The sequence below is a fragment of the Natronosalvus halobius genome (assembly GCF_024138145.1).
In the GTDB taxonomy this organism is placed as follows: Archaea; Halobacteriota; Halobacteria; order Halobacteriales; family Natrialbaceae; genus Natronosalvus; species Natronosalvus halobius.
Window position 1 is genome coordinate 2,750,555 of record NZ_CP099997.1, and the last position, 19,848, is coordinate 2,770,402.

Consider the following 19,848-nt stretch of genomic DNA (forward strand, 5'->3'; position numbering starts at 1 on the left):
GTTCGGTGGTCGCCAGCGCGGTTATCGTTCCGTCCGAAGACCCTCGAGCGTCGCGGCGACCGATTCGGAATCGTCGATCGCGTCCCGACGACAGCGGAGCGAGCGCCAGTCTCGTTCGATCACAAGTTCGTCCGCGGTAATCTCGACGCCGGTGATCGCCTCCCAGGGAAGCAGCCGTTTCGTGAAGCCGCGATCGACGACGAGCCCGGCCTCGTGGGCCGCGAGGGTGGGCGTCGACACCGAATCGGCGTCGAAGAGCGAACTCGAGTAGCCGGCGACGAGCCAGAACAGGCCGTGGCCGCCCCAGAGGACGGTGAAGGTGCGGTCGCCGCTGTAGAACGAGCCGAGGCCGACGAGCAGGAAGCCGACGCCGATGACCAGTTCCCGCCGGAGCACGCCGGCTTTGGCCCACGTCCAGGCGACTGCGGGCTCGTCGCTCGTGACCGCGTCGACGTAGCGATTGGTGGCCATCGCGGCGACGAGGAGACCCGCCAGAACGATTCCGATCACGCCCAGGATGGCGACTCCGGCGACACTCGCTCCGACGTTGGTCACGAACGGGGTGAGCGCCAGTCCGACGAACGGGAGGGCGGGGAGCGAGCACTGCACGCCGAGCCAGCGGCGGCGACCGAGTCGTTCAGCTAACCCGTGATATTGGCCGGCGAGAATGCCGCCGCCGATCACACCGACGGTAACCGTTCCGGGCGCGAGCGCGAGGACGGTGGTGCCGGTGACGCCGGCGAGGCCGGCGGCCGCCGTCACCGTGGCGGTGAGTATCGCGGCGACGTACGCACCGAAACCGAACCGGAAACCGATATCGGGGACCTCGAGGCCGGAGCGCTCGAGGCGGGGCGCACACTGCTGTCGATTCGGGAACACGTTGTTCGATTCTCCACAGGGAGATATGAATGTAACGACGATCCGGCGATCAGGCCGTCTCCGCCGTCTCGGCTGCCTCCGTCGTCCGTCCGCGGGTTCGGTTTCGAGTCGAGAGCACCACCAGTGTGACGAGGCCGATGAGTCGCAGGGAGGCGGTCAACTCGAAGATGGCGAGGTACGCCGGAATGCCGACCGCCTCGAGGGTGCCCTCGAGAACCAGGAGCGGAATCTCGGGGACCATCAGGAAGATGGAGGCGATGGCGTACAGCGCTCGCTTGACCCGGCCGACGCCGGTGTACTGGTAGCCGATGATCGTGACCCCGAGGGCGTAGACGCCGAGGAACATGCCGAGGATCGGGACGACGACATCGGGGACGAAGAAGCCGAGGTCGGCCACGTCGGCGGCGGTGAGAATCGTCCACTCGTCGCCGCGTTCTCGCAGGAGCAGGATGCCCGGCGAGAAGACGAACGCGAATGGGACGAGGATCTTGTTGAGCGAGAGCAGGAAGGCGATCAACGCCGTCCCGAGTTCGTCGGCCTTCGCGACGCCGGCCCCGGCGAAGGCGGCGACGGCGACCGGGGGCGTCACGTCGGCCATCAGGCCGAAGTAGAGCACGAACAGGTGGGCAGCCAGCAGGGCGGTCCCCGCCTGTTCCATCGGCCCGCCGAGCATCGCGATCAGGATGATGTACATTGCCGTCGTCGGCATTCCCATCCCGAAGATGATGGAGGCGATGCCCGTCAGGATGAGCAAGATCAACAGCGAGCCGCCGCTGACGGCGTCGATCAGCGCGGCCAGGTTCGGGCCGAGGCCGGAGACGCTGATGACCCCCGGGATGACACCCGCAGCCGCGACCGCGATCACGACCGTCGTCGCCGTTCGCGCCCCCGAGTCCATCGACTTGAGGACGAACGCACCGAACCGGTAGGCCCGGTTCCGGGCGAGTTGTGGCCGACGGATCTTCGACGCCACTCGCTCCGCCGACTCGTCGACGGCGTCGTCGAGTTCGAGCAGCGTCGGGACCGTTCCCGGCCTGGCGAGCATGACGGCGGCGCTCACGAGGACCACGATGGTTCCCAGTCCGCTCGCCGCGGCGTTCGCGGCCGCCTCGAGCCCCAGCCCCGTCCCGGCGGCCTCGAGTCCCGCCAGCACCTGCACGGCGTCGACGAAGTTCCCGCCGACGGTGGCGTAGCTGAGCAGTTGCAGGGCGTAGAGGGCGGCGATGGTGCCGACTAGGGGAACGCGCGAGCGCTCGTCGTAGGCCGCGACGAACGCGATGAGGGCGATCACCGAGACGATGGTGAACCAGCCCGCGCGGTTGATCGAGAGTTCGAGTCTGATGAGGAAGTAGAGCAGGAGGACGATTGGGACCAGGTAGAACCAGCCGGAACGCAGGCGCGAGCGGACGTCCGGCAACTCGTCTCGAGGTAGCCCGCCGATGTGGTGCTGGACGGCCTCGAAGTGCACCATGACCCACATGCCGAAGAAGAAGGCGAGGGCAGGTAAGGTCGCGGCGATGATCACGGTCGCGTAGGGGATGCCGGTGTACTCGACGATGAGGAACGCCGCGGCGCCCATCACGGGCGGGAGGATCTGGCCGCCAGAGGACGAGGAGGACTCGACGGCCCCGGAGAACTCGGGGGAGTAGCCCGACCGTTTCATCAGCGGAATCGTGAACGCACCCGTCGTGACCGTGTTCGCGATGGACGACCCCGATAGCATCCCCATGAAGCCGCTCGAGACGACGCTCGCCTTCGCGGGACCACCCCGTCGGGTGCCGGTGAGGGCGTAGGCGAGGTCGATGAACCACTTGCCGGCGCCGCTCATCTCGAGGAATGCGCCGAAGAGGATGAAGATGTAGATGTACCGGACGCTTACGATGACGGGCGTGCTGAAGACGCCCGCCTGGACGGTGTACCACAGGTTGTAGACGATATTTGCCCAGTTCTCGGGCTGGATGGCGAGGGCTCCGATGACGGAGTCTCGCGGAACGAGGTAGCCCCAGCGCGCGTAGACGATGAACGATCCGACGAGGCTCATCAGGATGAAGCCGAGCGTGCGTCGGGTCGCCTCGAGCACGAGCAGGAGTCCGAGAACCCCCATCCAGAACGCGTAGGAGGCCTCATCGATGGGTATTCCGAGCGCCGCTATTCCGGTGACGATCGGCTCGAGGAACCAGAGCACGTCCCCGACGCCCTGCGTATTGTCGAATCGCCTGATGGCGATCGATTGAATCTCGTCGTAGTTGGTGACGGTATAGTGTACGGGGAGCAACGAGAGGACGATCATGAGCCCGTCGAGCGGGGTCACCCGGTTCATCTGCGGATCGATGGCGGCCCAGCGGACGAAATCGCCCGCCCGGGAGACCCTTCGAGTGACCGGGTGCTCGTCGCCGAATTGTCCTCTCGCGGCCGGCTCGAGACGACCGAGTCGCCGGGCGACGAAACCGTCGCCCCGGCTGGCCGGAAAGAGCAAGAACGCGAGCACCAGCGCGAACGTGACGTGGATCGCACCGACCTGCAGAAGTTGCAGGGAGCCGATATCGATCGTACCGTAGAGCGGCAGGGTAATCTCGAAGATGTAGGATCTCGCGGCGATCCACATCTGGAAGGCCGAGAAGGTGATCCCGATTAGTGAGACGAGAACGGCGGCTCCGCCCTGGAGCGTCCGGCGTCGTTCGACCTCCTGGAGAATCTGTTCCTGTTCGGCTTCGGACAATTCATCCGACCCGCCGGTGTCGACGCTCATTGGTACGGTATCAGTGGGTGAGTTTCATAGGTATGTGGGTCTCGACAGTACCGCTCGAGCGGTGTTCACCGCCGAATATTCTGTCCTGTGACATCTCTGACGCCGACAGCGCCAGCAGTCTCTCGAGCGCTCCCGGTTCGTCCTCGTCGACGACGATGACGACCGGCCCGTCCGACATCGCCACGAGGTCGTACCGATCCTCGCCAACGAGTAGTTCGTGACCGGCGATGGAGCCGGGGGCGACCCGCAGCTGACTGTACGTCGAGGTTCGCTCGACGACGAACCAGCCGTCGATTCGTTCCATCGACTCGTCAGCGGGGAGTCCGGCCCCGTGGGACTTGAATCGCATCTCCGTCATCCGCAACTGGTCGCCGTCGACGACGTAGATGTCCTCGACCGGCGTCTTCTCGACGCTGTGGGTGTACGCCAGCGTTACCCGCTTGCCGTCTTCGACCGGTCGCTCGAGAAGCGTCTCGCCCGAGTCGGCGTCCCGGACGACGAGGGTTCGTTCGGGGTCCGAATCGAGACTCGAGGCGGCCGCGACGCTCCCGACGACGAGGGCGACGACGACGGCGATACCGACGAACGTTCGGCGACGGCGGTGACCAGTGAACACGGTGAGAGGCGTCGTGGACGCGTTACTCGCCGAAGTACGCGGACGCGCCGGGATGGAGGTCGATCGGCATCCCGTCCTGGGCGGTGTCGGCGCTGATGAAGTCAGCCTTGATCGTAAAGGAGTCCGTATTGTCGAAGATGGCGGTCGTTACCTCCTCGACGATGCCCTCGTCGACGCCTTCGTGGGTGGCGATCATCGCCTGGACCGAGACGGTCTCGGTGTCCTCGTCGACGCCGTCGTAGGTGCCACCGGGGATGGTGTCGTCGGCCATCCACTCCGCGTCTTCCTTGACCTGTTCGCGCACATCGCCGTCGACGGACACGAGCGAGATGTCGCTCGAGGAGGCGAGTTCCTCGACCGATCCGACGGGCCATCCGCCGACGATGACGGCCGCGTCGACGTCGCCGTCACGGATCTGGTCGGTCGCCGTCGCGAAGTCGGTGTTCTGCTCGCTGAAGTCCGAGATACCCGCCGACTCGAGGATCTGGTTCGCGTTGACCTGCGTCCCACTGCCGGCGTCGCCGGTGTTGATCGTCGCCCCCTCGAGGTCCTCGACGGACTCGATCCCCGAGTCGGCCTGGGTGAGGATGTGGATCGTTTCGGGGTAGAGCGTCGCGACCCCGCGAATGCTCTCGACGGGTTCGCCCTCGAACTCCTCGATGCCAGTCCCGTTGAACGCGAAGTAGGCGACGTCGTTCTGGATCAGCGCGAACTCGGCCTCCTCGCGGGCGAGGCTGCCGACGTTCTCGACGCTGGCGCCGGTCGACTGGACCTGGAGGCCGTGGGGCGTGTTCTCCTCGACGATGGACTTGACCTCGCCGGAGAGCGGGTAGTACGTGCCGCCGGTGCCGCCGGCGTGCCAGGAGAGGACTTCTCCGCCCTCGTCCGGTTCGGCCTCGCCGATTTCTTCTTCGTCCTCGCCGTTGCCGTTTCCATTCCCGTTGCCGTTTCCGTCCTCCGTTTCGTTATCGTCGCCGTTGCCGTTTCCAGTTTCGTTGTCGTCGCCGTTACCGTTTCCATTGCCGTTCCCGGGATCTTCAGCGTCCTCGCCGATGCACCCGGCGATGCCCGCAATTCCCGTTGCACCAGTTACTGCGATGAAGTCGCGTCGATTGAACTTTCGCGCCATGGGGGCAGTCTATGCGTTTTCGGCTGATTACTATGCCGAGCATAACCGATTGCGTCTGCTGAAAATACTGGAATTTGTACATTCACGACTCGTTGAACGTCCGGTAATGAACCTGTGACACACGTCGTCAACGTCCTCGTTTCCTACGAACCGAAACGTATACTCCCGACCGCCCGGAGTGGGAACTATGCACACGGTCAACCCCGCCGACTACCACGACCTCGTCCAGGTAGCCGACCCCCAGCTCTCGCCCGACTGCGAGCGCGTCGCGTTCGTCCGGAAGGCACCGAAGGACGACGAGTCCTACGAGGCGACCATCTACGTCGTTCCACTGGGGGGCGACGAGCCGACCCAGTTCACCGTCAGCGAGGGCGTCGACAGCCAGCCACGCTGGAGCCCCGACGGGTCACACCTCGCGTTCGTCAGCACTCGCGGCGCCGACGACGACCGGCCACAGCTCTGGCTCCTCCCGACCGACGGCGGCGAGGCCCGTCAGGTCACGAGCGTCGTCGGCGGCGTCTCCGGCCTCGAGTGGAGTCCCGACGGCTCCCGCGTTCTCTTCACCCAGGCCTCGACGGCCGACGACCGCGCGGAGGGGCGCGATTTCGCCGTCGAGCCCGACTACGAACCGGAGACGCCCGACCCGCGAGTGATCGACCGACTCGTCTACCGGGCCCACCAGCGCTACGCGGACGGTCGCCGGAACCACGTCTACACGCTCGATGTCGAGTCGGCGCTCGAGCAAGGGGCCGTTACCGCAGGCGACAACGACGCCCTCGAGCGACTCACCGACGGCGACGTCGACCACACGGGGGCGACCTGGGGCGACGACGAAACGGTCTACTACGCCCGAAAGCTCGGCGAGGAACCCGACGATTCCATCGAGTCCGAGATCCTCGCACACGACCTCGAGACGGGCGAGGTCGAGCAGGTAACCGAAACGATCGGCTGGGCGACGATGCTCGCGGCGACGACCGATGGCCGGGTCGCCTACCCGTGGGTGCCGAAAGACGGGTTTACCCTTCGCCAGACCGAACTGAAGGTGTACGACCGGACGGCCGGAAGGGAGACGACCGTCACCGACTCCATCGATAGGACTCTGAGCTTCGACGGCGGGATCGAGTGGGGACCCAACGAAGAGAGCCTCTACTTCGCCACGCCGGACGAGGGGGCGAGCGCGCTCTGGTCGGCCCCCGGCGACGGGAGCGAGGCTCCAACCACCGTCTACGGCGAGGGCGTCACCCTCGAGGGCTTCTCCGTCGGCGACGACGCCATCGCCTACGTCCAGAGCGAGTGGGACCACCCGGGAGACGTCTTCGCGTCCACGCGCGGGGGCAACGAGGTCACCCGGCTGACCCGCGTCAATGCTGACTACCTCGAGAATCGGGCCGTCGCTCAGCCGGAGGAACTGCGATACGAGAGCGACCAGGGGCCGGTCCAGGGGTGGCTTCTGACGCCGCCGGACTTCGACCCGGACGAAACGTACCCGCTCGTCGTCGAGATCCACGGCGGCCCCCACGCCCGGTGGACTACCAGCGGGACGATGTGGCACGAGTTTCAGAGCCTTGCCGCCGCTGGCTACGTCGTCTTCTGGTCGAACCCCCGAGGATCGACCGGGTACGGGGAGGCCCACGCCGCTGCCATCGAGCGCGACTGGGGCGACGTGACGCTCACCGACGTGCTGGCCGGAGTCGACCTCGCCTGCGAGCGCGAGTACGTCGACGCCGACGAGCAGTACGTCACCGGCGGTAGCTTCGGCGGGTTCATGACCGCCTGGACGGTCGGACGGACCGACCGCTTCCGGGCCGCCGTCAGCCAGCGCGGCGTCTACGACTTCACGAGCTTCTACGGCTCGACGGACGCGTTCAAACTCGTCGAGGGCGACTACGGCGTCACGCCCTGGGAGGACCCCGAGCACCTCTGGGAGCACTCCCCGGTCGCCCACGTCCCGAACGTGACCACGCCGACGCTCCTGATCCACGCCGACCAGGACTACCGCACGCCCGCGAACACGGCCGAACTGTTCTACCTCGGCCTGAAGAAACACGGCGTCGACACCCGGATGGTTCGCTACCCGCGAGAGGGTCACGAACTCTCCCGCTCGGGCGAACCCGCCCACGTCGTCGATCGCCTCGAGCGGATCGTCCGCTGGTTCGACGGCTACAGCGACTACACCGACGCGCCGCCGGCACTCGAGCGAGACCCGAACGAGGCGCTCACGGGGGTCCAGGAGGGGGATGCGAGCGAGGGCGAGAGCGACACGACTGAGAACGGGGGCGATTCGAACGAGGGCGAGGACGAGAACGGGGGCGACGATGCGCCAGCCAAGAATAACGAGGAAACGAGCACCTGATACCGCGTCGGCCCGGATTTCTCGACTCGAACCGTCTGTCACCGCCGTCGCGCCACCCTCGAGCCGTCTGCCACCGCCGTCATCTCTTCCTCGAGCACTTCCGATCACCGAGAGTACGCGAGTCGCTTAAGCCGACGCGTTCCTTACCCGATATATCGTGTTCGTCGGTCACGCACTCTTCGCGTTCGCCATTGCGGCGCTCGTCGCCGAGTGGCGAGGCTGGGAGTCACGCCGCGCGCTGACGATCGGGGTCGTCGCCGGACTCTTCGCCGCGGTTCCCGATGTCGACGTCGCCTACGCGCTCGTCGGCCTCGCCGAGTGGAGTCTCGGCGACGGTGCCCTCGGCGCCTCGACCGCGTTCTGGGACGCAAGCCGAACCGTCCACCGCTCGGCCACCCACTCGTTAGTCGTCGGCGTCGTCGCCGCGTCCGCGTTCGGCCTACTTTCGATTCGTCGCACGCGAACGCACCCGAGTTCGAGTTCGAGTTCGGGGTCGGGGTCGGGGTCGAGTACGGCGTGGACTCGACTCGCTCGAACGATCGCCACCGGGTTGCTCGCCGCGCTCGTGGTCGTCGCGTTCGCCGCGTCCGGTCCGGTTGCGGCGTTCGTGATGGCCCTCTTCGCGATCACCGGTGCCGTCGTCGCGCTCGGAACTGCCCGGGCGACCACCTTCTCGCCCGCGACGGTCGCCCTCGCGGCGCTCTGGGGCCTGTGCTCGCATCCGTGGGGCGACCTGTTCACCGGCGAACCGCCGGCTTGGCTGTTCCCGTTCGCCACACCCGCCCTCGAGTCTCGCGTCCTGCTCCACCCGGATCCGACGCTGAACCTGCTCGGCGCGTTCGCGATCGAACTCGGCGTCATCTGGCTCGCCCTGCTCACCTACGCGCACCTGGCCGATCGAGACCTCCTCGCGGCGCTGGACCGTCGCGCCGCCGCCGGGGCCGCCTACGGCGCCGTCGCCCTGGTCAGCACGCCTCCGACGCTCGATATGTCCTACCACTTCGTCTTCTCCATCCTGGGCGCCGGCCTGCTCTGTGGCGTCGTCCGAGAGGGAACCGTGCCGGGGATTCACGGCGTAATTCCGCGGCGCTGGCGCACCTCGAGCGGCGTGTTCGATATCGTCCTCACGGCGCTGACCGGCGTGACCATCGCGCTCCTGGCTTACGTGGCAGTGTACGTGCTCGCGGGCTCTCTATAGCTTCAACAATATCGTTGTCAAACGCACCTTCCAAGAGCCCGCTCCTTTTTAACGATCCAATCGGTATCAGTGACCGTGTCTCAAACGCGACTCGAGCAATTGATCGGCGACGACCGGACGAACGCCGTCGCCGCCTGGGCGATCGTGATCGCCCTGGTAGGAATCGCCATCGGCGGGCTGGCGACCCGCGAGATCCTGTGGGCGACGTTCGCGCTGGTCCTGGTCGGACTCGCCGTCTTGCCCCCCGTCGCCTTTCGCTCGCCGCTGGTCATGCTCCCCTGGGAGGTGCTATTGCTCGCCGCAGCCCCGGCTCTCGGCATCGTCCTGGGGGCCGACCTTTTGACGGGTCACGTCGCCTCCTACCTCTCGGTGGCCGCGATCGCGCTCGTGCTCGCGGTCGAACTCCAGACGTTCACGACCGTCCGCATGACCTCCTCCTTCGCCGTCGTCTTCGTCGTCGTCACGACGATGGCCGCCGCCGCCCTCTGGGCGGTGTTCCGCTGGGGGGTCGCCACCGTCTTCGGCGTCCCGTTCGAGGCCGACCACGACGCCGTCATGTGGGAGTTCGTCTTCTCCACGCTCGCCGGACTTGGTGCGGGCGTCGTCTTCGAACTGTACTTCAGGCGCCTCGGCCGCATCGACCCGCTCTCCGACCTCGAGAACCTCGTTCCGGGGGTGGACGATGATTGACCTCGCCGCGTTCAAACTCTCGACCGAGCGCCAGCGACAGCTCTCGTACCTGATGGAACTGTCGCTCGTCGGCATGCTCTTCGTCGGCATCGACCGCGGCAACGGCGGCGTCGTCGTCAACACCGCCGTCGCCCTCGCCGTGACCCAGCTCCCGCCGCTCCTGGAGCGCGACTATGGGATCCCGATGGACCCGCGGCTCACCCTCTGGATCACGTCCGCCGTCTTCCTCCACGCCTTCGGTACCGTCGGGCTACCAGGGGCCACGAGCACGCTCTACAGCCAGATCTGGTGGTGGGACCACCTGACCCACGCGCTCTCGGCGTCGGTCGTCGCCGCCGCCGGCTACGCTACCGTTCGCGCCCTGGACGAACACGCCGAGGGGATCCACTTTCCGGGCCGATTCATTGCGCTGTTCATCCTGCTGTTCGTCCTCGCGTTCGGCGTCCTCTGGGAGATTCTCGAGTTCGCCATCGCTCTCGCGGCCGAGTCGCTGGGGATGCAGCCCGTGCTCACCCAGTACGGCCTCGAGGACACGATGCTCGACTTCGTCTTCAACTCGATCGGGGCGCTCGTCGTCGCCATCTGGGGTGGGGCCTACCTCGGTGACGTGAGCGGGGCGATTCACGAGCGACTCGAGGCTCGGTCGGCCGGGGGACCGGGGCACCTCGAGCGACAGGAAGCAAACGAACGGGAAAAGTGAGCGATGTCGATTCGAATCGATTAGTCGCTCTGGATACGCGGCGCCAGCATGTACGTGACCTGGCCCTGCCCCTCCGCAAAGCCGAAGTAACACTTGATGGGGAACTCCTCGCCCAGGTCCATCGTAACTTCCGTGTCTTTCGGGATCGCCTTGTTCATGTCTTTGAGGTAATCCAGCGAGAACAGGGAGTGTGCCGGGCCGACCTGAAGGTCGATGAGGTCGTCCTGGGTCAACTCGAGGTGGACATCGTCGGTGTCGCCCTCCGCGTTGACGTAGAAGAACTCCTCGGCGTCGTCGACGCCCAGCGCGATGTGATCGGAGACCATGTCCGCCGCCTTGACCGACCGGTTGACGTCCTTGCCCTCCAGGACGACCCGGGCGGGCAGGTCCAGATCCGGAATGTCCGGCTCCTGGCGGATCGAATCGGGATCGATCAGCGCGAGGGTGTACTCCAGGCCGTCGATCTGGATGTGCAGTTTACGGGTCTCTTCGTCGAGTTCGAGCTGGATCAGCTGGCCGGATTCGGCCATGCCGGCGATGTCCTCGAGTCGAGAGAGGTCGACGCCGATCAGGCCGCCATCGGCCTCGTACGATTCGAACGCGGCCGCCTCGAGCGAGAGGTCGACCATGCCGACGTTGGCGGGGTCGACGGCCCGGATTGAGAGCCCCTCTTCCTCGAGGTGGATCTTGCACTCGTCGACCAGGACGCTCACCGAATCGAGCGCGCTGGTGAGCGTTTCCGCGCTCACGATGGCCTTGAACATATGGATCGGGCTACGGACGGTCGGTACAAAAAGGCACCCTTTGGCGCCGACCCCGTTCGCGTCCACCGCCTGGCGTCCATTGCTCGTGGCCGTCGACGGTGTTCCGGTAGGCAGCACTTCGAGTCGCACGGCGGATCCCGAGTCGCACGTCGAACGTATCTCTACGAGTTCGCCGTCCTCGAGAAACGAGTCGGTGAACCCTGCGAATCGAGGAGACTCGAGGGGGTGGAGAGGGGAGGGTGCGATCCCGTGAACTGTCGTCGCACGCCCGGTCGTGACACACCGAAGAGGCAGCAAGGCCGTAACGCACCGTCGAGACGGCAACGGTGAACGTTTATCTGATAGAACTCTCAATAGCGAACGAATGGGTGAGCGTGGGTTGACAACGAAAAATTCCTTTCTCGACTCTACAGACATCGACACGTCACTGCGACGGTATCGAACGATCCTGGACACGATCGACGACGGACTGTTTCACCTCGACGCCGAGGGCCGCGTCGTCGACGGCGACGACGACTTCATCGAGACGATCGGTTGCGACCGTGCCGACATCCGCGACGAGCACGTCTCGACGCTCTTCGACGAGGGCGCGTCGACGCTCGAACGAGAGATCGAACGGCTCCGGACAGCGCCGCCGTCTGGCCCACAGAGCGATCTTCTCGAGTGTACCGTCGAGACCGATTCCGGAAACCAGCTGTTGTGTGAAGTGCGAGTCGACCCGATCGTCGAGGACGACACCGTAGAGGGCATCGTCGGAATCGTTCGCGACGTGACCGAACAGCGGGAACGCGAGCGCTTCCTCGACGACGCGAAATCGCAACTCGAGGCTGCGACCGAGGCCGGGGCCGTCGGCACGTGGGAGTGGAACATCCCCGAAGACGAGTTCACCACGAGTTCCTGGTTCGCTGAGAAGTTTGGCGCCGACCCCGACGCCGTCCAGGAGGGAGTCTCCCTCGACGACATCGTTGCGGGGATCCACGAGGACGATCGCGAGCGAGTCGAGAACGCGATCGAAGCGGCTATCGAGGACCGTGGCGAGTACGAAGAAGAGTACCGCGTCTGGAACGCCGACGGCGAACTCCGGTGGGTCGTCGCTCGCGGACACGTCGAATCCGACGAGGAGGGAAATCCCACGACATTCCCTGGTGCTCTCATCGACATCACCGAGCGTCGAGCGGCCCAGCGTGAACTCCGCGAGAGCGAGGCAAAACTCAGAGTCCTCGCGGAGAACGTCGACGAGGTCGTCTGGATGGCCAGCGCGGACGGCTCCGAGTTCGTCTACATCAACCCAGCCTACGAGGACGTGTGGGGGCGCGATCGGGAGTCGCTGTACGACGATCCTATGTCGTTCCTCGAAGCAATCCATCCCGACGACCGCGAGCGCGTCCGCGAGGCGTTCGCGGCCCTCCCGGAGGAAGCGTACGACGAGGAGTACCGGGTCGTACAGCCGGACGGCGAGGTTCGCTGGGTTCACGCACAGGGCGGCAGCGTCCGCACCGCTGACGACGACCTGAACAGGATCGTCGGCACTGCCAAAGACGTCACCGCCCTCAAAGAGCGCGAACGAAAGCTCGAGGAGACGGTCGAAAAGCTCGAGCAATCCAACGACCGTCTCGAGAGTCTGGCCAGCATGATCGCCCACGAACTGCGCAATCCGGTCGCGATCGGCCAGATCTACGCGAACCAGTTACCGGCCGAGGCGGACTCGGACGCGGTGGAGTACGTAGACGAGGCGTTCGACCGCATCGAAACCATGATCGACGTCCTGCTGGTCCTGACCCACGGACGAACGTCGGTCGGCGACCGGGAGCCGGTCTCGCTCGCGACCGCGGCACGAGACGCCTGGGACGAGGTGAACGCTCCCGACGCGACGACCCGCATCTCTCTCGAAGGCGAGATCAGGGGCGACGAGACGTACATCCAACACCTGTTCAGAAACCTCTTCGAAAACGCCGTCCTTCACGGTGGGCCGGACGTCACCGTCCAGGTCGAGCGAGCGCCGGAGGGCTTTTTCGTCGCCGACGACGGACCGGGGTTTTCGGTGGACGATCCGGAGACTGCGTTCGAGGCCGGCTTTACGACCGCCGAGGAACACGGCGGAACCGGACTGGGCCTGGCGTTCGTCCGGGAACTGGCCGAGGTGTACGGGTGGACGTGTGAGATCGGCGAGAGCGACGAAGGCGGCGCGCGGATCGACTTTCTGGACGTCGACTTCTCGAGTTCAGAATCTGACCCGTAATTCTGCGTGCTGTGTTCGGATGCCGATCCGTAAGCGCCGTCCGTCACGCTCCAGACCATCGGTGTCTCCATCGCCGCCACCGGGGTCTTCGTCCACGTCCTCCACTGTAATCCGCCTGCTGGCCTCGATGAGTTGCTCACTACGCAGGGCTGGACCGGCCGGAGACACCGACACTTTTGTCGATAACCAGATTCACATCCGGATAGATGACCGCCGATACGCACGCGAGCGGTGCCTCGAGCGACGACGTTTCGGACCCGGACATCGAGGATCTGCTGGACAAACTGGACGAGTTGAAAGACGCTGTTGACGATCCAGGAGAGCGTCGACGAGTCGAAGAGACGATTCATCTCGTTAATCGAATGCCTGGGAGCCAGGCATTCACGAAACGGATCACGAAGTACACGACGAAGGACATCGCGCAGGCGTTCGTGGGGTCCGTCATCTTCGCGCTCCCGTTACTCGTCGAGGACGGCGTCTTCGACATCGCGGAGTGGTTTCTGTCGATCACCCTTGGCGGCGTCCCCGTGTTCTTCGTCGCCAACCTCGGCTTTCTCCTGGCGATGACCGCAGGGCTGCTCTACTACGCCGACTTCAGGCAAGTCGAGGTTCGAAAGCCAATCCTCGGCGTGATCCCGCGACGGTACGCGGGAGTCCTCCTCGTTTCGCTTCTGGCGTCCACTGGGATGTTGTTCATGTGGGGGCAACTCACCGCGGGGAATCCGACGACGATGGAGCAGGTGAGTCGTGTGACGGTGATCTGGACGGTCGCCGCGTTCGGCGCCGCGCTGGGCGACATCCTGCCGGGGGAATCGACGGACGAGGACATCAACGACCGCCTCTGATCGACGTCTCCTCCGTTCCGTGGCTCTCACTCGATCACAACCCGCGTTCCTTCGAGACCTGGATTTCGTCCCCCGTGGCTCACCGTCGCAGTGAAGAGGCACCCGTCTCCCGCCGGCCTGCAGTTTTACCGTGGTTGCCGTCGACGAGATGACGACGTGGCTCGAGGAGCGAAACTGCCGCAGCGCAGACGGTGTTCGTGCCGATCACCTCGAGCGAAACGGCTTGTCCCGTTCGGACCTTTCTGGAAGCAAACCGAGGTCGAGGGGACCGGCAGATTTATTTGACGTATCGTCGATATGTATGACGAACCGTTCTATGACTCGCCGGCTCACGTGCCGTCCGGTGTTCGATCCCCTTTCGCCACCCGCCGCGATCCGGGCCCGATAGCTACAGCATTCGGGTTCGTTTCGCTACGTCCTGTAGCCGCAGTGCACTGACCGAACATACGCACGTATATGCAGTCATCCGTCGAGCCGGCCGCGTACGGTCCAGGCTCATCCGATCACGCATCGCTTCGTAACCAACAGACGTATCGCCAACGGTCTCGCCGACCGCTCTCAGCCCGTTCGACAACCCTCGGAGGGGGTCGCTAATGGCCGTCGCTACCGAGGCCAGAGAGGCATCGTCGCTATGGCAGAACGCCAACTTTCGACGGTTCTTCGCCGGACAGTTCGTGACGAACGCTGGCGATAGCCTCTACACCGTGGCCGTCCTGTGGCTCGTCTTCGAACTCAGCGGCTCGACGTTCCTCACGGGAGTCGCGAACTCGATCCTGTTGCTCCCCTGGCTTCTTCAGATACTCGCCGGGCCGATCGTAGATCGGCTTCCGCTCAGGGCCGTGCTCGTAGGATCGCAGGTCCTGCAGGGCGTCGTCATGCTTGCCCTCCCGTTAGCCGCGGCGATGGGGCACCTGAGCGTCGGTGTCCTGCTCGCGGTGGTCCCGGTACTGACGCTCGCGACGCTGCTAATGGCCCCGATGCAGGCTGCGCTTCTCCCTCGAATCGTGACCGATACGCGGCTCTCCCGGGCCAATTCGGCGCTCGCAACGGTCACGCTCGGACTCGACATGGTGTTCGACGCGCTCGGCGGCCTGTTCATCGCCGTCTTCGGCGTGACGACCCTGTTCCTGTTCGACTCGGTCACGTTTGCCGTCGCCGGGCTCCTGTTCGCGGGAATCGCCGTACCAACGCCCGGCACTGCAGACGAACCGACGGCGGAAAACGGCGAGCCCGAGTCGGTGCTGGGCTCGTACGTCGACGACCTGCGGGAAGGGATCGACGTGCTCCGCGGGACCGTCTTCGTCGAACTGGTGTTCCTGACGGCGGTGGCGAACTTCGCGACCGGTGTGACGCTCGCGATCCTCCCGGCGGTTGGCGACGGTCTCGGGGGCCCCGCCGTCTACGGCCTGTTACTCGGCGCGCTCGGCATCGGTCGGCTCGTCGGCTCGCTCGTCGCCCCGTCCCTTGAGCGCGTCGGGTACGGACGACTGCTGCTCGTCGGCCACTCGCTGGGCGCGTGTTGCTGGCTCGCCGCGGTGTACGCGCCGTCGCCAGCGCTCACGGTCGTCCTCTTCGGTCTCGCGTGGGTCCCCGCGGGCGTCAGCGGTGTGCTTACGTCGACCCTGAACCAGACCGTGTTCCCGGCCGACCTCCTCGCCCGTGTGTCGTCGACCAAGGGAACTGCCTCGGGTGCCACGCTGCCGCTCGGATCGCTGGTCGGCGGACTCATCGCGACGGTGCTCGGCCCAACGACGACGATGGGGCTGGCCGCGTTCGGCTTCGGCTTCACCGGCTTGTACGTCCTCGTGCGCCCGCGGCTTCGGCGACTTCCCGCGGTTGTGAACGCGGATCCGGCGGCCTTCGACGTGACGACACCCTCGAGCCCCAACGAAGAATAGCGGGCTGATCGCGGTTCCCACCTTTTTCCGCGTCGGGTTCACTTCGTTCACCCTCGCGCAAAAATCTCCACCAAAAAGCCGCGACTCGCTTCGCTCGCCGCGGTAGGACTCGCTACGACGGGACGACCGTAATCGGCCGCTTGCGATCGATCGCATCCTCGAGGTCGTCCGCAATTGCGCTCCCCCGCGAAACCTGGATTTCGCCCCCGCGGCTCACCGTCGCCGTGAAGAGGTACTCGCCGCCAGCTTGCACCTCGACCGTTTCGCCGTGGTTGCCGTCGACGGGGACGATGACGTGTCTTGAGGTGATTTCGGGAGTGACGATCTGACCGGCTGGCTGTGCGTTGCTGCTGTTTCCGCCCGCACCGCCGTGGCCGCCACGGCCATTACCTCCACCGCCGCTACCGCCGCCACTCGAGCCCGACCCGTGGGGATTCTCGTCGTGCGTTCGCACGTCGATGTCGATCCCAAGACGGTTCTCGACGTCGGTGATCCGCCCGCCGCCCTTGCCAATCACCGTCGAGATGTCGTCCTCCTCGACGTAGACGACGGCGCGGTTCTGGCTCTTCAACTGGACATCGACGTAGCCGCGGGCGATCGACCTGATCTCGCGTTCAATCTCGGACTTGGCGATCCGATCGACGCCGCTCTCCGCGGTTTCGCCGCCGTCCTCGAGCGGGACGGTGACGACCTGGCGATTAAAGGTATAAATCTCGTAGGCGGGTTTGCCCGTCTGAAAGTCCGTCACCTGGATCACGGGGCGAGCGAGGTCCTCCTCGGTGAGCCCCGCGGGGACCTTGACCTCCGTCTTGACGTCGTAGACGGTCGAGACCTCGCCGGCGTCGATGTAGACGACGGTGTCGACGACCTGCGGGATCATGCCGAGTTCGACGCGGCCCACGAGGCGCTGGAGGGCGTCGATCGGACGGGTCGCGTGGACGACGCCGATCATGCCGACGCCGGCCAGGCGCATGTCCGCGAAGACCTCGAAGTCGTCGGTCTTGCGGACTTCGTCGTAGATCGTGTAGTCGGGCCGGACCATCAACAGGGCGTCGGCGGTCTTGTCCATGCGGCCACCGAGTTCGGTGTACTGGGTGATCTCGGGGCCGACCTGGAGGTCCCGTGGCTTCTCCATCGTCTTGACCGCGTAGTCGTGATCGTTCAGGTACCGCGCGACCGACTGGGCGAACGTCGACTTTCCGGCCCCGGGCGATCCGGAGATGAGGACGCCGCGCTGGCGCTCGAGCAATCGGTCCTTCAGTTCGTCGGCGTGCTCGTAGTCCTCGATGTCGGTCTGGACGATCGGCCTGACGGCGGTAATCTCGATGCCGTCGGCGAAGGGGGGTCGGGCGATGGCGATCCGGTAGTCCCGGAACTGGACGATTTTCATGCCCGGCTCCGACAGTTCGATGAAGCCGCCGGTGGCCTCGCGGGCGCCATCGACGACTTCGCGGGCGTACTCGTCCATCGTGTCTTCGTCGAGGGGCTCGTCGGCGATATCCTGGTAGTGCATGTCGCCGATCTCCCCGCGTTTGGCCTTGGGCCGCGTGTCCGTCTTGAGGTGGACGCTCATCGTCTGGTCGTCGAAGTACTCCTCGATGGCCAGGGTGCCGACTCGCCGTACTTCGGGGGAGAGGTAATCCACCTCGAGGCCCTTCGCCTGGGCCACCTCGGCCTGGACGATGTCGCTCGTGACGAAGGTGGCCTCGAGGTCCTCGGCCAGGTCGCGGATGACGGCGTCGATCTCGCCCTCGGCGGCGTGGCCGCGCTCGATGGCGGAGGGACGCTCGCCGACGTACTCGAGGTCGATGCGGCCCTCGTCGGCGAACTCGGCCAGTCGCTTGAGTTCGCCGAGGCCGTCCCAGCCGCTGTCGAGGCCGTCGTTGGCCTGCGCCTCGAGTTCGGCGACCACGGCTTCCGGTACCGAGACCGTCGCTCCCTCGAACTGCCCGTCCTCGATTGCAGCGGAGACGCGGCCGTCGATGACCACGCTCGTGTCCGGCACGACGTGCATAACGGTAACTGCTGGACGGAGGCGTATAAGCGTGTCCACCGGCGATACCAGGTGTGCGGCTGCCGGACGCGTGCTGGTTGCCGGACGGGCGAGTACGCGGAAATCGTCCAGTCGCGAACAGTCAGCGAGACGGGACGCACCGGGAGTGTGGCCGTTCGACCCGTACCTGGCAGATTGTCGATTGGAACAGCTATTTATCACTCGTCGTGATTGCCACGGCTGTGGCTACGATCGACCAGCGACCGGCGTCGCCGCTCGTCTTCGACCGGAGCGACGGCTGGCTCGTGACCGGCGCGACCGGCCTCCTGTTCGCGTGCTACCTGGGACTGGTCGTCGTCGCAAACGCGACCGACTCGGTACATGCGTGGCACCTCGCCGCCGTCGCGGTCGTCCCCGGGGCAGTCCTCGGCTGTCGACTCGCCGTGGCCTCGTCTCGAGAGGCCGTCCGCCGTGGACTTGGTCTCGTCGTCATTTTCGCCGCGGCTGCCGCCGTTCTCGCCGTCGTCTACCGCAGCCGCTCGCCGGGATTCGGATTCGGATCGATCCGCCCACTCTCGGTCGTCGTCGTCTTCGTCGCCATCGTCTCGTTCTTCCTCCTCGTCACCGACGCGAGGCAGTATTCGGCCGGTGAGTGGGTCGCGGTGGGTTGTTTCGCGGCACTCGCCGCCGTCTCGCTTGCACACACGCTGGCGTTCGTCCCCTCGAGTTCGCAGTCTCGGTGGCCCGTGTGGGCCCTGGTCGTGATGGGGAGCAGCCTCGTCGTGATTCCGCGCCTCGTTCCCGAACGGGTGTTCCTCTGGATCCTCGCTCGCCTGGCCGCGGCCGTCGTCCTGCTGGGGCTGTTCACGTATCTCGTCGGCGACTACTCGCTGTGGATTTTCGATGTTCGCCAATGGTCTGGCTCGCCGTCGGTCCCGGGAATCGAGACCGACGTCACGATCATGCGATCGATCTTTGTGAACCCGAACTCCCTCGGCGTGGTCTCGTTCGCCGGATTCGTCGCCGCCGCGGTGGAGTTCCACCGGGCAGTCGCCGCCAGGCGTCCTATCGGTGGGGCGGTCACCGCCGCTCTCGCCGGAATCTGCGGCCTCGGGCTGTTTCTGTCGAACGCCCGGGCGTCGATGCTCGCCGCGGCGACCGCCGTCGTGATCTACGCCGGGTACGTCGTCTTCGGTCGACGCGCCGTCCCTGCGGTACTCGCCGCGACCGCCCTCACGATCGGCGGATTTCTCCTCGGAATGTACGTCGACGCCGTCGACATCTCCGACTCGAACCGCTTCGACCTCTGGGCCGGGAGCCTGGCGGCGATTCGGGACGGCCCGCTCCTGTTCGGCTACGGCGCTCCCGCGGGACACGTCATCGAACCCTACCTGGACGGTGGGCTATCCGCGTCGCCGCACAACTCGTACCTCTCGGTGTTCGTCCGGTTCGGACTGGTCGGCGGACTCGCGTACCTCGGTCTCGTCGTTGGCAGCGTCGTCGCCGGGGCGGTCGAGTACCGCGAGGTCGACGTCGCGATGCTCGCGTTCGCCGCCGGCTGGGCCGTCCACCAGCTGTTCGAGTCCTACACCCTGTTCTGGTGGTCGCCCGGTGCAGTGATCGGGTCGCTCGTCATCGGGTACCTCCTGTTCGGGGACTGAGCGCTCGAGCCTGTGGCGGTCAGACCCACGTTCGATCCGGAGGTGATCGGTTCCACGCTCGATCTGGATGTGGTCAGATCCACGCTCGAGAACCGAACCCGGTGGATCCAACACCTCTGCCGTCGTACATCGCC

Annotated in this window: 14 protein-coding genes; 8 read left to right on the forward strand and 6 right to left on the reverse strand. The window is 65.8% G+C overall.

All coding sequences use genetic code 11. From position 1 onward, the window contains the following. Positions 1–21: 21 nt before the first annotated feature. The 4 genes from NGM15_RS13415 to NGM15_RS13430 are packed head-to-tail and all read right to left on the reverse strand — an operon-like array spanning position 22 to position 5,373. Entirely contained in the window at positions 22–879 is an 858-nt protein-coding gene (locus NGM15_RS13415; protein ID WP_253431872.1) for a PH domain-containing protein, read from the reverse strand. Between the two features lie 49 nt (positions 880–928). Further along, complete coding sequence (locus NGM15_RS13420) at positions 929–3,628, reverse strand: TRAP transporter permease (protein ID WP_253431875.1); 2,700 nt, start codon at positions 3,626–3,628, stop codon at positions 929–931. Positions 3,629–3,638: 10 nt separating this feature from the next. Beyond that, positions 3,639–4,244 carry a DUF1850 domain-containing protein gene (locus NGM15_RS13425; RefSeq protein ID WP_253431878.1) on the reverse strand — a complete coding sequence of 202 codons (606 nt, stop codon included), beginning with the start codon at positions 4,242–4,244 and terminating at the stop codon, positions 3,639–3,641. A 22-nt stretch (positions 4,245–4,266) separates the two neighbouring features. Beyond that, positions 4,267–5,373: a TAXI family TRAP transporter solute-binding subunit gene (locus NGM15_RS13430; protein ID WP_253431881.1), complete on the reverse strand. Its 1,107-nt coding sequence runs from the start codon at positions 5,371–5,373 to the stop codon at positions 4,267–4,269. Positions 5,374–5,560: 187 nt separating this feature from the next. Here NGM15_RS13430 and NGM15_RS13435 point away from each other — a divergent pair, with 187 nt between their 5' ends. From NGM15_RS13435 to NGM15_RS13450, 4 genes are all read left to right on the forward strand, one after another. Next, positions 5,561–7,726 carry a S9 family peptidase gene (locus NGM15_RS13435; RefSeq protein ID WP_253431884.1) on the forward strand — a complete coding sequence of 722 codons (2,166 nt, stop codon included), beginning with the start codon at positions 5,561–5,563 and terminating at the stop codon, positions 7,724–7,726. 157 nt (positions 7,727–7,883) lie between these two features. Then, complete coding sequence (locus NGM15_RS13440; RefSeq protein ID WP_253431887.1) at positions 7,884–8,924, forward strand: metal-dependent hydrolase; 1,041 nt, start codon at positions 7,884–7,886, stop codon at positions 8,922–8,924. 75 nt (positions 8,925–8,999) lie between these two features. Next, positions 9,000–9,614 carry a hypothetical protein gene (locus NGM15_RS13445; RefSeq protein ID WP_253431890.1) on the forward strand — a complete coding sequence of 205 codons (615 nt, stop codon included), beginning with the start codon at positions 9,000–9,002 and terminating at the stop codon, positions 9,612–9,614. Beyond that, the gene (locus tag NGM15_RS13450; protein WP_253431891.1) at positions 9,607–10,314 is read left to right on the forward strand and encodes a DUF2238 domain-containing protein; all 708 of its coding nucleotides are present in this window, start codon (positions 9,607–9,609) and stop codon (positions 10,312–10,314) included. Before NGM15_RS13445 ends, NGM15_RS13450 begins: the two co-directional genes overlap by 8 nt. Positions 10,315–10,334: 20 nt before the next feature. Here the strand turns inward: NGM15_RS13450 and NGM15_RS13455 are convergent, their stop codons facing one another. Further along, complete coding sequence (locus NGM15_RS13455) at positions 10,335–11,078, reverse strand: DNA polymerase sliding clamp (RefSeq protein ID WP_253431894.1); 744 nt, start codon at positions 11,076–11,078, stop codon at positions 10,335–10,337. 364 nt (positions 11,079–11,442) lie between these two features. Between NGM15_RS13455 and NGM15_RS13460 the strand changes: the two genes are divergently transcribed. The 3 genes from NGM15_RS13460 (at position 11,443) to NGM15_RS13470 (ending at position 16,060) form a co-directional block, all read left to right on the forward strand. Continuing rightward, positions 11,443–13,317 carry a PAS domain-containing protein gene (locus tag NGM15_RS13460; protein ID WP_253431896.1) on the forward strand — a complete coding sequence of 625 codons (1,875 nt, stop codon included), beginning with the start codon at positions 11,443–11,445 and terminating at the stop codon, positions 13,315–13,317. Between the two features lie 206 nt (positions 13,318–13,523). Beyond that, positions 13,524–14,162 carry a DUF2391 domain-containing protein gene (locus tag NGM15_RS13465; protein ID WP_253431899.1) on the forward strand — a complete coding sequence of 213 codons (639 nt, stop codon included), beginning with the start codon at positions 13,524–13,526 and terminating at the stop codon, positions 14,160–14,162. Between the two features lie 593 nt (positions 14,163–14,755). Further along, positions 14,756–16,060: an MFS transporter gene (locus NGM15_RS13470; protein ID WP_253431902.1), complete on the forward strand. Its 1,305-nt coding sequence runs from the start codon at positions 14,756–14,758 to the stop codon at positions 16,058–16,060. A gap of 112 nt (positions 16,061–16,172) precedes the next feature. Here NGM15_RS13470 and NGM15_RS13475 read toward each other — a convergent pair whose 3' ends face one another. After that, positions 16,173–18,074: a PINc/VapC family ATPase gene (locus NGM15_RS13475; RefSeq protein ID WP_253431904.1), complete on the reverse strand. Its 1,902-nt coding sequence runs from the start codon at positions 18,072–18,074 to the stop codon at positions 16,173–16,175. A 221-nt stretch (positions 18,075–18,295) separates the two neighbouring features. Here NGM15_RS13475 and NGM15_RS13480 point away from each other — a divergent pair, with 221 nt between their 5' ends. Then, positions 18,296–19,714: an O-antigen ligase family protein gene (locus NGM15_RS13480; RefSeq protein WP_253431907.1), complete on the forward strand. Its 1,419-nt coding sequence runs from the start codon at positions 18,296–18,298 to the stop codon at positions 19,712–19,714. The last annotated feature ends 134 nt before the right edge of the window (positions 19,715–19,848 follow it).